General features: G+C 50.8%; 15 protein-coding genes and 1 pseudogene. 4 read left to right on the top strand and 12 right to left on the bottom strand.

The features are described from left to right. Positions 1-19 precede the first annotated feature (19 nt). From VFA_RS13845 to yegD, 5 genes are all read right to left on the bottom strand, one after another. Positions 20-871, bottom strand: coding sequence for a dimethyl sulfoxide reductase anchor subunit family protein (locus VFA_RS13845; RefSeq protein WP_004727471.1), 852 nt, complete (start codon positions 869-871; stop codon positions 20-22). Further along, positions 871-1,500 (bottom strand): DMSO/selenate family reductase complex B subunit, encoded by a 630-nt coding sequence (locus VFA_RS13840; RefSeq protein ID WP_004727470.1) that lies wholly within the window; start codon positions 1,498-1,500, stop codon positions 871-873. The genes VFA_RS13845 and VFA_RS13840 overlap by 1 nt, the downstream gene beginning before the upstream one ends. After that, positions 1,497-3,947, bottom strand: a complete 2,451-nt coding sequence (locus VFA_RS13835) for a DmsA/YnfE/YnfF family dimethyl sulfoxide reductase (protein WP_014257805.1) — start codon at positions 3,945-3,947, stop codon at positions 1,497-1,499. The genes VFA_RS13840 and VFA_RS13835 overlap by 4 nt, the downstream gene beginning before the upstream one ends. Before the next feature lie 603 nt (positions 3,948-4,550). Continuing rightward, positions 4,551-5,567: a lipoate--protein ligase gene (locus VFA_RS13830; protein WP_004727468.1), complete on the bottom strand. Its 1,017-nt coding sequence runs from the start codon at positions 5,565-5,567 to the stop codon at positions 4,551-4,553. Positions 5,568-5,676: 109 nt separating this feature from the next. Next, the gene (yegD, locus tag VFA_RS13825) at positions 5,677-7,029 is read right to left on the bottom strand and encodes a molecular chaperone (protein ID WP_004727467.1); all 1,353 of its coding nucleotides are present in this window, start codon (positions 7,027-7,029) and stop codon (positions 5,677-5,679) included. A gap of 208 nt (positions 7,030-7,237) precedes the next feature. Between yegD and VFA_RS13820 the strand changes: the two genes are divergently transcribed. From VFA_RS13820 to VFA_RS13810, 3 genes are all read left to right on the top strand, one after another. Then, positions 7,238-7,717, top strand: a complete 480-nt coding sequence (locus VFA_RS13820) for a pyridoxamine 5'-phosphate oxidase family protein (RefSeq protein WP_004727466.1) — start codon at positions 7,238-7,240, stop codon at positions 7,715-7,717. Positions 7,718-7,735: 18 nt separating this feature from the next. Further along, positions 7,736-8,518 (top strand): GNAT family N-acetyltransferase, encoded by a 783-nt coding sequence (locus VFA_RS13815; RefSeq protein ID WP_004727465.1) that lies wholly within the window; start codon positions 7,736-7,738, stop codon positions 8,516-8,518. A 107-nt stretch (positions 8,519-8,625) separates the two neighbouring features. Continuing rightward, the gene (locus VFA_RS13810; protein ID WP_004727463.1) at positions 8,626-9,243 is read left to right on the top strand and encodes a 3'-5' exonuclease; all 618 of its coding nucleotides are present in this window, start codon (positions 8,626-8,628) and stop codon (positions 9,241-9,243) included. Between the two features lie 190 nt (positions 9,244-9,433). Here the strand turns inward: VFA_RS13810 and VFA_RS13805 are convergent, their stop codons facing one another. Continuing rightward, a complete protein-coding gene (locus VFA_RS13805) occupies positions 9,434-10,078 on the bottom strand; it encodes a CatB-related O-acetyltransferase (RefSeq protein ID WP_004727462.1) in 645 nt (214 codons plus the stop codon). A gap of 82 nt (positions 10,079-10,160) precedes the next feature. Between VFA_RS13805 and VFA_RS24300 the strand changes: the two are divergent. Next, positions 10,161-10,217, top strand: a pseudogene (locus VFA_RS24300) (GlyGly-CTERM sorting domain-containing protein); the annotation flags it as partial. A 112-nt stretch (positions 10,218-10,329) separates the two neighbouring features. Here the strand turns inward: VFA_RS24300 and VFA_RS13800 are convergent. The 6 genes from VFA_RS13800 to VFA_RS13775 all read right to left on the bottom strand — a co-directional run bounded on the left by VFA_RS13800 (position 10,330) and on the right by VFA_RS13775 (position 14,463). Beyond that, complete coding sequence (locus VFA_RS13800) at positions 10,330-10,920, bottom strand: TetR/AcrR family transcriptional regulator (protein WP_014257812.1); 591 nt, start codon at positions 10,918-10,920, stop codon at positions 10,330-10,332. A 139-nt stretch (positions 10,921-11,059) separates the two neighbouring features. After that, on the bottom strand, positions 11,060-12,031 hold the full coding sequence (gene trxB, locus VFA_RS13795; RefSeq protein ID WP_004727461.1) for a thioredoxin-disulfide reductase: 972 nt from the start codon (positions 12,029-12,031) through the stop codon (positions 11,060-11,062). A gap of 16 nt (positions 12,032-12,047) precedes the next feature. Beyond that, entirely contained in the window at positions 12,048-12,374 is a 327-nt protein-coding gene (locus tag VFA_RS13790) for a thioredoxin family protein (protein ID WP_004727460.1), read from the bottom strand. Positions 12,375-12,474: 100 nt separating this feature from the next. Then, positions 12,475-12,798: a thioredoxin family protein gene (locus VFA_RS13785; RefSeq protein WP_038151816.1), complete on the bottom strand. Its 324-nt coding sequence runs from the start codon at positions 12,796-12,798 to the stop codon at positions 12,475-12,477. An 11-nt stretch (positions 12,799-12,809) separates the two neighbouring features. Continuing rightward, on the bottom strand, positions 12,810-13,238 hold the full coding sequence (locus tag VFA_RS13780; protein WP_004727458.1) for an OsmC family protein: 429 nt from the start codon (positions 13,236-13,238) through the stop codon (positions 12,810-12,812). 40 nt (positions 13,239-13,278) lie between these two features. Then, entirely contained in the window at positions 13,279-14,463 is a 1,185-nt protein-coding gene (locus VFA_RS13775; protein ID WP_038151814.1) for an MFS transporter, read from the bottom strand. Positions 14,464-14,831: the final 368 nt, after the last annotated feature.

Below are 14,831 nucleotides of genomic sequence, written 5' to 3'. Positions count from 1 at the left end.
GGTTTGCCCAGCGACTCCGTTAGTACAAACCGGAGGTAAAATGCATGCCGTAGAACACATTACGACCAAAGATTTCTGCCGCAAACAGGGCGACAAAACCGATGATCAGCACCCAGCGTTTTGCGTTCGCGGGAAGCGCGCTCAGCTCAGCCAGCAACCAAATCACCGCAGCAATCACGGTCAAGGTTAATTGCGCGCTCAGTGACCCAGACAGCGCCGTGATGTGCGCCACGCCACTGTTGATCGCGGTGCTCAAACCGGCAAAGTACAGCACTTGCATTGCGGTTACGGCCAAGTGGCACAGAATCAGGCTGACGCCCAATGCCATCAGTGTGCGGCTCACGCAGCGGCTTTCTACACCCGCCACGTTGACGATCACGGCGGCAAACATCACACCCAGCGTCACCACGGTGAACCAGAACGTCCACACGGTCAGCGGTGTGTGCCATGCCGGTACGGTGTCAATGTGGTACACGTTCGCCATGGCAAACATAAACACCACACCCAGCACGATGGAGATCACGTTGAGCGCTTTGCGCACGCCCGCACCCGCCACATTGAGCACGGTCAGTAGCCAGTACAACCCAGCAAAGGTCAGAAAGGACGCGCCGGTCAGAATCTCATTAGAGAGTGCTGCCGACCCCACTTTGTTGAACGCGTTAAACGCTCTGAGCGGGCTGCCCATGTGAGTGGTCGAGAACAAAAAGCCCAGCCCCATCACCACCAAAATCGCAAAACGGCCCCAGTTCAAACGCGCCACCGTTTGTGCGTTGGGTTTAGCGAGCAACTGCGCCCCATTGACCGTCAAGTGCGCGCCCACGGCGGTTTGCGCCAACACGGTAAAGGCGACTAATGGAATTTCATAAAACATCATTTCACCTCTCTTGGATTTTGCAAAAATCCGCTACGGTCATTGCTTGGGCGAGCGTTTGGATTCAGTTTGACGATCAGGTTTGGACTGGTCAGGCGTGAATCAGGCAGCGGCGCCACATCAGCATTGCTGCCATATTTCGCACGCAATTCGTCAATCGGGCCAAACTCCAGCGCACGCAGTGGACAACTGTCGACACACACGGGCATCAAACCTTGCGCCACGCGTTCGAAACAGCCATCACATTTGGTCATATGGCCTTTCTCTTCGCTGTATTGCGGTGCGCCGTAAGGACACGCCATGTGACAGCTTTTACAGCCGATGCACACGCTTTCATCCACTACCACCAAGCCATCTTCGTCACGTTTGTGCATCGCGCCAGACGGACACACTTTCACGCACGCTGGGTTGGAACAGTGGTTGCACGAGATAGACAAGTAGTAGGCAAACACGTTTTGACGGAACGCGCCATTTTCAGCCGTCCAGTTACCACCGACGTATTCGTACACACGGCGGAAGTTGCGATCAATGCCGAGGTCTTTGTTGTCTTTGCAAGAGAGCTGACACGTTTTACAACCGGTGCATTTGCTGGAATCAATGTAAAAGCCATATTGCTTTGCGGTGCTCATGACTGTGCTCCCATTTTCTTAATCAGGGTGATTTCTACCAGATTGGTGTGGCTTGGGTTCGACTTCGCCAAAGGGCTTGGACGTTGCGTGGTCAGCACGTTGATTGAGCCTGCTTGGTCGACCCCTTGACGGTTCGGCGCATACCACGCCCCTTCACCCAGCGCGGTCACTCCCGGCATGATGCGTGGTGTCACTTTGGCGCGAATGTGCACTTCACCATGTTTGCTGCGAATGCTGACTAAGTCGCCGTTGGCGATGTCGCGCAGTTCAGCGTCCATGGGGTTGATCCACACTTCTTGGGGCGCAGCCGCTTTGAGCACATCCACGTTGCCGTAGGTCGAGTGCGCGCGCGCTTTATAGTGGAAGCCAGTCAATTGCAGTGGGTATTCCGCACGTTCTGGTGAATCCCAACCGTTGAAAGTCGACACGTATTCTGGCAGCGGGGTGATTTTTTCGTCTTCATCCAACTCCCAAGTCGCGGCAATGTTGGCCAGCGTTTCAGAGTAGATCTCAATCTTGCCGGATGGGGTTGGCAGCGGGTTCGCAATCGGATCGTGACGGAACGATTCAAACGCCACATACGGACGATCAAATTGTTTCTTGTAGATCCCTTGCTCGCGCATCGCGTCATACGATGGCAGATCGGGATCGTTGTTTTGTTGCACGGTTTGCGCATACATCCAACGCAACCACTCTTCTTGCGTGCGACCTTCGGTGAAGGCATCGTACACGCCCATCTCTTTCGCCACGCCCGACAACATCTCGTAAATCGGTTTGCATTCGAAACGCGGTTCAATCGCCTGACTGGCGAAGATGAAGTACGGCATCGACGCCGCCGCGCCATCCATACAGAAATCCGACTGTTCAGACGTGGTGCAGTCTGGCAGCACGATATCGGCGTATTTGGCAGATGACGTCATGTGGTTGTCGATCACCACAATCATTTCACACGCCTGTTCATCTTGAAGGATTTGGTGTGTGCGGTTGATGTCTGAGTGCTGGTTAATCAAGCAGTTACCGGCGTAGTTCCAGATAAACTTGATGTTATTTTTCAGCTGTTTCACCCCTTTGATGCCGTCAGTCAGATCAGTCATGTCGGTGCCGCGAAAAATCGCATCCGTCCACAAGAACATCGGGATTGACGCTTCAATCGGGTTGGCTACTTTCGGGAAACGCACGAATGGGTAGGAATGGTCGCCTTCACGCGCACCGGTACCGCCGCCTTGTAGGCCCACTTGGCCGCGCAGCAGCGACAACATCATGATCGCTTTACACGCTTGCTCGCCGTTGGCTGAACGTTGCAACCCCCAACCTTGCGAGATGTAGATGCGTTTGGCTTCGCCGATTTCGCGTGCCAATTTGATGATGATGTCGGCTGGAATCCCGGTGATAGGCTGCGCCCATGCTGGGGTTTTCGCCAAGCCGTCCGGGCCGGTGCCCAGAATGTAATCTTTGTAGCTGGCGTTTTTCGGTGCAGATGCTGGCAACGTGGCGCGGTCGTAACCCACGCAGTAGCGATCCAAGAACGCTTGGTCGACTTTGTCTTCGGTGATCAACACGTGTGCGATCGCCGCCACCAAGGCCGCATCGGTTCCGTGTTTGATAGGCACCCACTGATCTTCACGGCCCGCAGCGGTATCTGTGTAGCGCGGATCGATACAGATGGTGCGAGTTTTGTTGATGTTTTTCGCATCAACGTAGTTATGCACTTGGCCACCGCCCGACATGCGCGTTTCGGCTGGGTTATTACCAAACAGCAGGCACAGGTCAGCATTTTGAATGTCATCGACTGAGTTGGTGGTGATCCAGGTGCCGTAGAAGTATTCCGACATACACTCGATGTTTGCCGCCGAGTAGTCACCGTAGTGGTTGAGGTAACCGCCACACAGGTTCATCAAACGCGCGACCAACGTGCTGCTTGGATCCCAGCTCTTGGTCACGGTGCCGCCCAGTGTGCCGGTGCCGTAGTTGAGATAAATGGCGTCGTTGCCGTAGTTTTGAATGATGCGTTTAAGGTTATCGCCAATGGTGCGGTACGCTTCGTCCCAGCTGATACGCTTGAACTTACCTTCGCCACGTTTGCCCACACGTTTCAGTGGGTATTTCAGGCGGTCTGGGTTGTAAACACGGCGGCGCATAGAGCGGCCACGCAGACACGCGCGCACTTGATGGTGATGGTTAAACACATCATCGCCCGTGTTGTCGGTTTCTACCCACTTGATTTCGCCGTCCACCACATGCATGCGCAGCGGGCAACGTGAACCACAGTTCACCGTACAAGCCGACCAGACGATTTTTTCATCCGCTGCAGCGGGCGTTTCTTTGGCCACAGCTTGGGTTGAGAACGGTAGTGAAATGGTGCCGCCGACTAACGCCAGTGCCCCGAGCGCAGAGCCGCCTTTTAAGGCGTCACGGCGGGTCATATTAAATTTACCATTTTGACTCATGGCTAACTATTCCTAATAACCGTTGAATGGGATTGTTAGCGCCAAGCCTTAATGTGTTCTGAATAAATCGACGCGAGAAAACCGGTTTATTCGTACCGATCTAATGATAAAGAAAAGAGATAACTGACCACTCTCACCGGCAAGATCAACACGGAAGATCACCGCAGAATCCGATGGCGAGACAGAGATTTCGAATCAATCCCAAAGACGAGATAAGAGAGCAACGTTAAGACCGCACTATGTGTACCAAGGCATTGTGCGGAATTTGGTGGATGGATGATTTGACGGCAATCAATTCTTATTTTCTTATTTATTGATTGGTACATTAAATAAACAGCATTAATTCACTCAATAAATATAAGTGAACAGATAAATATTTATGCGTGGAATATGCGAGATTTCAAATAATAACGATTGCTATTTAAATAACGAGAGAGACGTCGCAAAAAAATAAATTTCACAACGTGTAAAGCAGTATATTGACGCTCATTTCCCTTGATCATGCTTTCGAAAATTGCGTTTGGCGTTGAGATACGCATTTGACATCAGCACAGGGCGCGCACCGCCCACGGTGTTTCGCGCCCTGAATGGATATCGGTGGCTTTAATCGAGCTGAGTCAGCAACCAGGTTTTCACATCTTGCAGCGGGTCGGTGTACTGCGGCATCGTGGCGATTAACTGGTCGATGCACGCTGCCACACTCTCTTTCTGATAGCCTTGGCCTTTGAGTGCCATCGCCAATTGCTCCATCGGGTACGGATCGAGCATGTCGCTGAAAATGGTCGCTTGCACAATCGCGCCGCGTTCCACGTCCAGATACACATCCACCCCGCCCCAACCAAAGCGCTCGTCCATATTGTGGGTGAACGGTGGCGTTTGGCCAAAGTTCCAGTCCCAGCTGCTTTGCAGCGCAAATTTCTGCTCAAAGCCCGGTAAATCTAAAAACGACTGCGGCGAGATAAACTCCGGCGCCACCGCTTGCTGGTAGTGCTCGCAGTAGGCCTCCATGATCACCTCGCACACCGCTTGGTGTTCAATGTCGGCTTTCACCGTGTTGAGGTTGATCACCCGCGATTTGACCGAAGTGATGCCTTTGGCTTGCAGCTTTTTGATGTCCGGATTGAGGTAATCCGCCAAACGGCTGAGATCGGCGCTCAGCAGCAACGTGCCATGGTGAAAACCGCGATCCAGCGTTTCACGATACGCAGAGCCGGAGAACTTGCGAATGCCATGCTCATCTTCCAGCACCAAATCATTGCGACCATTAGCCACACCGTTGATGCCGAGCTTTCTGAGCCCCGCCAGCACAATGTTGGTCGAAACTTCTTTGTCGTATTCCGGCTTCCCCGCCATAAAGGTGAAGTTGGTATTCCCCAAATCGTGGAACACCGCGCCACCACCGGTTTGACGACGGGCCAGTTTGACGTGGTCTTGTTCCATGCGCTCGGTTTTACACTCGCGCCACGGGTTTTGCGCACGGCCAATCACCACCGTGTCGGCATTACGCCATAAAAACAGCACACGTTGGTCCGCAGGCATGGCACGGAAAATGGTGTCTTCCACCGCAAGGTTAAACCACGGGTCGGTAGAATCGGAGATCAGAATGCGGGTCTTTGTCATTGTCGTTTTCGCACCAAACAGAAGGGAAGATGCCGCTATGTTACGAGATTCTGCTGCCAATCACGAGCGAAAGCGGCATAAAAAAGCCTTCCGAAGAAGGCTTTCAACATCAGCGAAAACAGACCTGCGCCCAGCGCGCAAGGCCGGCGGTCACCGAGCCAAAGTAGTTGCCACTCACCACCGGTACATTGGGCAGCGCCTGCTCCACACCCGCACGTAAAATCGGTGAACGCGCGCTACCGCCAGTCATGAAGATCACATCCGGCGTCACGCCGCCCAAGGTGACCGCTTCTGTCACCAGTTCAATCATTTTGGTTTTGGGCGCATCAATCGCTTCAATCATCGCTTCGCGTTGAATATCGACCTCCAGCAGCTCTGACAGCACCTTCACTTGCGCCGTCACCTGCGCCGATTCCGACAGCGCAATCTTCGCTTCTTCAGCTTTCTTCACCAAGCTGTAGCCGAGCGTGTCGTGATACACCGCCAGCAAACGTGCCAGTTTCTCCGGCTCACGCGCTTCTTTGTGCAAACGCTTTAGGTCTGCGAGGTTTTCACGGGCGAAGAATTTGGCCTGCGCGCTCACATCATTAATCGCTATCGGGTTCCAGAACTGCGTGATTGGCATTTCCAGCCCGCTTTGAGTCTGGCTGCCAAAACCAAACGGCGTCATCAGTTGTTTAAACGCGAGATGAATATCAAGATCGTTCCCGCCCACACGCTGACCGCTGTGCGCAATCAGGCTTTGAGTGCGATCCGCTTTGCCGCGCCACGATGGCCCCATCTGAATCAACGAACAGTCGGTGGTCCCGCCGCCGATATCGACCACCAGCACGGTTTTGTCTTCGTTTAAGGTCGCTTCATATTCCAGACCCGCCGCCACCGGCTCAAACTGAAACTCAAGGTGGCGGAATCCGGCACGTGTCGCCGCGCGGCGCAGAATGTTTTCTGCCTGTTGGTTGGAATCTTCCCCGCCACGGCCATGGAAGTTGACCGGACGCCCAATCACCGCATCATCAATCACTGCATTGGCACGCGTTTCGGCCTGCGTTTTGATGTTGGCCATCATCGCGCACACCAGATCTTCAAAAAAACGCAGTTGAATGTCGTGCAGCCCCATCGCGCCCAAAAACGATTTGGGCGATTTGACGTAATACACTTCGTGCGGGTCCGACAAATAGAGATCAAGCGCCGCCTGACCAAACACCACATCATCAAATTGCAGGTTGATGTCTTCATCGCGGTTGGCTGCGACCGAACGGCGCAGCAGTTGCTCACCCAACGCATCCGCAGGCGAGATGTGGCGATGGCGGAACAGATGCTCCGACACCGAATCACGGGTGGGTGCCGCCAGTGTCGACGGAATATAAAGACTGTCGCGCTCAAGCGGGATCAGCACCGGATGCTCATCCTGCATGCTGGCGACCGAACAGTTGGCCGTGCCGTAGTCAAACCCTATGTACATCTGCTTACTCCCACGCTTGTGCAAAAAAGGTCGGCGATACTACCGCAAGCCTTGCCTGATCTCTAGCGGAAATTGTTATTTTTTATGCAGTTTGATAGCGCTTTCGCGCATTTTCTGTTCAACATTGATTCTGTGTGAACAAGTTGTAAAGATAAGCAACCCGTCGGATAACGACTGCCCGACGCCTGCTCCCAAATTCAGGAAGAAAATGATGAAGATGGACCTCAACACCTATTGCGAAAGCAGCGTGCTGTGCTGGTTGGCCACCGTCAGCCACACCCTCGTTCCCAATGTGTCGCCCAAAGAGATATTCACCTTGTGGGATGACGAACGCCTGTTGATCGCCAATATCGCCTCGCCAGTCAGCGAGCAAAATATTCTTGCCAACCCGAACGTGTGCGTTTCGATGATTGATGTGTTTGAGCAGCGCGGCTACAAGCTAAGCGGCAAAGCGCGCATTGTGCGCTCCGACGATCTCGAATGGCACGACTACATTGACGCGCTGCGCAAACTGGCTGACGAACGTTTCCCGATCAAAAACATTTTTGAGGTGCAGATTCAATCCAGCACCACCATCATCGCGCCGAGTTATTTCCTGTTCAGCGACACCACAGTCGAAGAGCAAGTGCAAAGCGCGCTGAGCACTTATCAGGTTGAGCGCCCTCGCGCGTTCAACGCCGCCGAATAACGCACCCCAAGTAAGCCCATGACTCATACATCGCCCACGCATATCCGCGCTTTTGCGCGCTACTTTCAGTTTAATAACCTGCGCACGCTATCGACCGATGCGCCCAGTGAGCTGCGCGTGCTCAACGCCGGGGTATATCAAGCCTACATCGACCCGACGCGCCGCTACGACAACCAATTGTTGATTCAGGCCGAATCCAGTGCCAGCCAGTTAACCACAGCGCTCGCGCTGTATGCCAACACGCCTGCACCAGAGATCAGTGTCGCACCCGCTGCCGACAGCGCCACCCTGCGCAACTGGATGAGCGAACACGGATTCCAGCGCGAATTTAACCATCAGTTTTTGCAACTGCGCAGCCGTGATTACACGGCCAGCAACGCCCATTCACGGGTGCGTGTGGAGCGCTGGACCTCAGCCCGTGCCGATGACTTTCTGGCGCTACTGAAAACCTCCGGCCTGCAATGCAGTGATGCCATCTGGCAAGCCAAACGCCACCTGTATTGCACCGACGCGTTTCGCTGCTTTGTCGCCTATCAGGGCAATACGCCTTGCGCGTGGGCAACCACCTATCTCGATGAAGACGTCGCCACACTCGCCAATGCGTTCACGCAGGAAGCGGCGCGCGGCAACGGCTGCCAAACCGCGCTGCTGCACGCACGCATTCGCGATGCGATTGAACACGGTGCCACGCTGCTGTTCACCGATGTGATGCCAGAGAGCACCAGCGCACGCAACTGCCTGTCGGTCGGCTTTGAGCCAGTGGTGACCCGTCAGGTGTGGTGTCAAAGCGAATCAGATTGAAATGATGTGGCTCGCGCGGCGGGAATAACCGATTCGCGCCAGCCGCTGCTTACCTTCTTGGCGTCAATCGGGGTATACTCGCGCTTTGCGTTTTTCAGGGCTTTGCTATGTACCACCCCGCTCACTCCGTTATTGTTCTCGACTTTGAAACCACTGGGCTTTCTCCCAACATGGGCGATCGCGCGATTGAAATCGGTGCGGTGAAACTCGTCGATGGTCAGGTCGCAGGTACGTTTCAACAGTTGATGAATCCGGGCTTTCGCGTCAGCGGGTTTATTGAAGGCTATACCGGCATCACCAACACCATGCTGCGCACTGCGCTCCCTTGTGAAGAGGTGATGGCTGAGTTCGCTCACTTCATCGGTGACACGCCGCTGGTTGCGCACAACGCGTCGTTCGATAAACGCTTTTTGGATGCCGAATTCGACCGCATCGGCGTGCGCTATCCCGGTCAGTTTGCCTGCTCGATGTTGATTGCCCGCCGCCTGATTCAAAACGCGCCGACCCACAAACTAGGCGATTTGGTGCGCTTCAAACAAATCGAAAACGACGGCACCTTTCACCGCGCGTTAGCCGACTCACAAATGACCGCCAGCCTGTGGATGTTGATGGTCAACGACCTGCGCGAACGTGGTGTTCTCAACCCGAGTTTTGCGTTGATGCAGAAGATCAGTAAAACCAATAAAGGGGCATTGCGAGGTGTGTTGGCGGAGTATATGGGGTGAGGGTTTGGTGAGCGTGAGAGATTTGACGCACACCAGATACTCTTTGCAGGCACAAAGAGTATCCAGAAAGTGCTTTTGATTCAGCACTCGCTAACCAAGACAGCGTTTGAATGATCGTTTCAGCGAATCCACAGATTGACTCTCTCAACATCCAAAAGCCGGAATCGTCTAGCTAACGCGAACGACCACGTTATGGATTGAGGTTCCCCGCATCATAGGCGGCCAACGCCACTTTGAGCGCGTCCATATCAGCACTGCATAAGTGACGTTTGAGCGCGTCGAACTTTTCCGCGGGCCACTCGTAGATATTGAGTGACAACAGCTCGGCAATCACCGCTGGCTCAAACCGATATTTCACGTGTTTCGCCGGCGATCCCGCGACGATGCTGTAAGGTTCAACGTTTTTAGTTACTACGCTGTTGGCCGCGATCACCGCGCCTTCACCGATGGTGACGCCCGGCATGATCATCGCGCGCATGCCAATCCATGCGCCATCGCCAATCTGAGTATCGCCTTTGCCCACGTAGGCTTCTTCGATGAAATCCATAAACGGATACAGGCAGAACCAATCCGCCCGATGGGTATGGTTTCCGCCCATCAGAATGACGGCTTCTGCGCCGATGCAGACGTAATCCCCGATGAATAAGCGGTCAATGTCCCACTTCGGCTCCCACGCGCGGCTCACTTCGTCGCCGTGCAGGTAGCGCACCACCGACGCTTCAAAGCCTTTATCCCAGCAATCGCTGTAATAGCTGTGCTGCCCTTTCACCACAATATTCGGGTTGGTGACCACCTCGTGCAATAACTGCACTTTCGACCAATGTTTGTTTTCCATTGTTCACCTCTAAATTCGCGTTTAAATCATTGAAAATTTTGATTGTTTGGCGAGTTTAGTCAGTGGATGCGAGGCTGTTTAAGGCGGGGGATCAGTTTCATGGTGGTTTCTCTATCTTGTATATTTCATAACGAGATAACAACGTGCTAAACGCTTAAGGTGACGGGTGACGGCTTGCTCTGTCGTCACCGCATTCAATGCGCCAATGTCGCTCTTCTCTCGTACAGCCGTGCTTTTAACTTTAGTAAGACTCACCACCTTTCTAAAAATTGCTCACAAGCGTCGAGTAGCTGTTCCCGAGACATCCCATCTCTCGACTGGATGGAAAGGCCATTAATAAAAGTATCAATCATCAATATAAAGCTATCTGCATCCAGATCCTGTTGCCACTCCCCTTGCTCAATGCCACGGTACACACACTTTTTCAGTGCACTACGAATATCATTCCGTACGGAAAGTGCCATCTGCTCAATTTCTTTATTATCATCGCAACAATTCAGACCAGAAAGCACCGCCATACAGCCTGTCGGTGTCATCGGTGACGTTTGCATGTTAATGGTTTTTACCAACATATTCTTAATTGCTGTTTTCGCCGGAACGTCTTCATGATTGAGTTCAGAAAGTGTCTCACCACAAGTCTGCGTGTAGAGTTCCAAGCACTCTTGGTACAGTGCTCTTTTAGAACCGAAGGCAGCATAAAAACTAGCAGCAGAAAGATGACCCAACGCAGTGCGAAGTTCCGATAGTGACGTTCCTTCAAACCCTTTTTTCCAGAACAAATCCATTGCTTTTTTAACCGCTTCATCGCGGTTAAATTCTCTGGGACGCCCTGTTCGAGCCATATCAATACCTCACAAAATAAAGGGAATACATTCATTGCCAGTGAATGAACTGGATATTTTAACTGATTGAAAAGCAGCAAGCCCGAAACATATACCATGTTTTCGGGCCTGATTCTTACTAAATGTAAGCTTTATCACATCACTTAGAAGCCATTAGGTCCAATGAATCACCTAAGCTTGCTAAGTATTGTTCTGCATCAAGTGCTGCCATACAACCGCTGCCCGCTGACGTGATCGCCTGACGATAGTGGCTATCACTCACATCACCCGCCGCAAACACGCCAGGAATGCAGGTCATCGTCGCGTTACCATTCGTACCCGAGTTTACTTTCAGGTAACCGTTATTCATCTCTAACTGATCCTGAAATATGCCTGTATTCGGTTTGTGTCCTATGGCAATAAATACGCCATCCAGATCAAGATGTTCGATTTCTTGGGTTGTGGTTGATTTGATTCGCAAACCTGTCACGAACATGTCATCCCCCAACACTTCATCGAGTGTAGAATGCCATTTGATGGTGACTTTTCCTTGTTTTACTTTCTCAAACAATCGGTCTTGCAGTACCTTTTCCGACGTTAACTGATCACGTCGATGAATCAAGGTCACATGTGAAGCGATATTGGCGAGATACAGGGCTTCCTCAACCGCAGTATTCCCACCACCGACAACAGCAACCGGTTTATTTCTGTAAAAGAAACCATCACAAGTAGCGCAGGCCGATACACCACGCCCTTTAAAGGTAGCTTCACTTTCCAGCCCCAAATACTTAGCGGTTGCACCGGTCGCAATAATCAGCGCGTCTGCCGTATACGTATTTTCACCTTTCAACACAAAAGGCTGCTGGTTCAGGTCAACCTGAGTAATGTAGTCATACTCGATCTCAGTGTTAAACCTTTCAGCGTGTTCTTTTAGTTGCACCATTAACTCTGGCCCCTGAATGCCATCAGGATAACCTGGCCAGTTTTCAACATCCGTTGTCGTCGTCAGTTGTCCCCCAACTTCAATACCTGTGATTAAGAGTGGCTCAAGGTTAGCTCGGGCAGCATAAATTGCAGCGGTATAACCGGCAGGGCCAGAGCCTAAGATGATTAATTTGCGATGTGTACTCATACTCTGATACCTCTGCTTATTTTGCGCTCAGTACAAGTTGTTCCAGTTGTGGCGCTGGCATCATGCCCGCCGATCGCGAGACTTCTTTACCCTCTTTAAAGACAACCACGGTTGGAATGCTTCTTACACCAAGTTGAACCGCGACTGATGGAAATTCATCAATATTCACTTCTCCCATCATTAATGAATCATCAGCGATACGACCAGCGACATCCTCATAAATTGGAGACATCATGCGGCATGGCATACACCATTCCGCCCATAAGCGAACCGCAAATGTAGAACCATTTTGTAGATTTTCTTGGAATGTCGCATCATTCAATGTCGTTACTTTTGAAGTCATATAAATGTTCTCCTTATAATTATGGAATAAGTAATCCATAATTTGGGCGTGCAAAGTCATCATTGAATCGTGACTTTGCCGCATGAATAAAAGTGGTGTGTTACTTGAGATATTTTTCAACCTGACGCTGAAGGTCATCAGCCAGAATCACACCGTCGATTCTTTTTACTTCTTTACCATGCTTGTAGATGACAATCGTTGGGATACTTCTGATACGACACCGTTCAGAGAGTTCCTGATGTCTGTCAACGTTCACATCGTAAAATTCAGCTTTATCACTAAGTTTCTTTTCTGTTTGTTGATAGACCCGCGTCATCATCCGACAAGGCGGACACCAACTTGCCCAGAACCGAAACAGGGAAACTCCCTGTTTCTGCTTAACGACCTGATTAAATCGCTTAGTATTCGCGTCTAAAACCGGCATGCGTACTTCGCTTATTCAGCGAAAGTGACGTTCGCTTGTGCGGTCACTTCTACACCCGCTTTGCGTGCAAGGTTTCCGATCAGACAAATTTTGTCAGCCTTTGCGGTGTACTCAGTTGCCTTAGCAACGTCGTCTTGTGTTGCCGCTTTTGACAATACAATATTCGCGAGGTGATGAATGGCGAAATGATCGCCATCTTCCTGAGCAGTGGTCTCCACTTTCATCGCGTCCAGAGGAAGCTTTTTGTTGTCAGAAATTGCAATTAAGGTCGAAAGAAAGCACGCAGCGGTTGACGACACATACAGCTCTTTTGGATTGCTGTATTCACCCAAACCACCGTAGACAGCAGGAATACTGATTTTAGTCGACAGGCCTTCACTCTCGATCAAACCTGAACCTTTCATACCACCTTGCCAAGATAGGTCTAATTTAATATCCATGATTTCTCCTCACGATATGTGTCTAAAAATTTGAATTGACTCAGTCTTGTATTGCTAACTTTTTGCTGTCTTTGGATTCCAGTACACCGCTGTAAACAATCAACAGTACACTGATAGCGACCACAACCGCAGCAGCGGGTGCCGTTGCCAATAAGCCATATTTCGTAACCACCAAGCCACCAACCGAAGCGCCAACAGCAATACCAAGGTTAAACGCAGCAATATTCATACTCGATGAAGCATCAATCGCTTGTGGAAAGTGCTTTTCGGCTTGCTGAACAACATACAGCTGAAGAACCGGTACACTACCAAATGCCGCAGCGCCCCAAATCATCACTAACGGGATAACGTAGTATTTGTTAGTTGCAACGAAGCCAAACAGAAGCAGTGTCAAAGCTAACGAAATGAAAATGCCTGCGGATGCTTTCAACGGACCTTGTTTATCCGCCCATTTCGCCGCATAAGTATTGCCAAATACAACTGCGATACCGTAGAAAATTAGAATGGTGCCGATTGCTGATGTTGAGAATCCGGTAATTTTCCCAAGGATTTCTGACAGGTAGGTATACGCGATAAATGAACCGCCATAGCCTATCCCCGTGATCAGGAACACCAATAGCATTCTTGGAACACCGATAACAGAAAGTTGTTTGAATACACTTGCCGGTTTAGGGCGCTTAAGGTTTGCGGGTAACAAGAACCAAAGTGAAACCATACTCACAAAACCCAGCACACTGATGAGCGCAAATGCCGCACGCCAGTTGAGCCATTCAGTAATAAATGCCCCTGCTGGAACACCAGAAACAATCGCGACAGTCATACCAGAAAAGACAATACCAATAGCGCGACCAGACTTATCTTTAGACACTAAATCCGCAGCAATCACTGTTGCAATGGAATAAAAAACGCCTTGAACCACACCGGCTAAAACACGACCGAAAAGAAGCAACGAATAGCTTGGCGCAAGAGTCGTTAACAGGTTTGCCAGTGCAAACAGAAGCATCAACCCAACAGTTAATTTTCTGCGGTCATATTTGCTCGAAAGTGCAGTTAAAATCGGCGCGGCAACCGCAACACCTAACGCGTAGTAAGAAACAAGTTGTCCAGCCGTCGGAATATCGACATTCATGTCACCTGCAATCACGGGCAAAATACCCACGACTACAAATTCTGCCATACCAATCCCGAACGCAGCTGCTGCGAGTGCATATAAAGCAACAGGCATAAATAAAACCCTAATTACAGAACGATTGATCTACAAGTTATGATCAACAAATTTTTCTGTCAACGGATTTAAAGAATGACCGTTCCATAATTAAGAGAAAAATGAATGCTCAGCAAAAGCCACTCCAACATAATTCATTGATTTTAAATAAATTATAGATGAATAGATGACGAGATAGTATTCTAAAACTTTTTAGATTACAGGATTGGAGAATAGAAAATGTATTGAAATGGAAAATGTATCGTGCTTTTTATTGATTGAATCGCTTGCTGATTCAATCGATGAACAACGCCCCCTACGCGAGGCTCCAGCGTCTTTACAAAAACACGAGCGTTGATCACGACAAGTCTCAGAGCAGCAATCATTGG

Source organism: Vibrio furnissii CIP 102972 (genome assembly GCF_000176175.1).
Classification (GTDB): Bacteria; Pseudomonadota; Gammaproteobacteria; order Enterobacterales; family Vibrionaceae; genus Vibrio; species Vibrio furnissii.
This window is presented reverse-complemented; position numbering and strand designations above follow the sequence as displayed.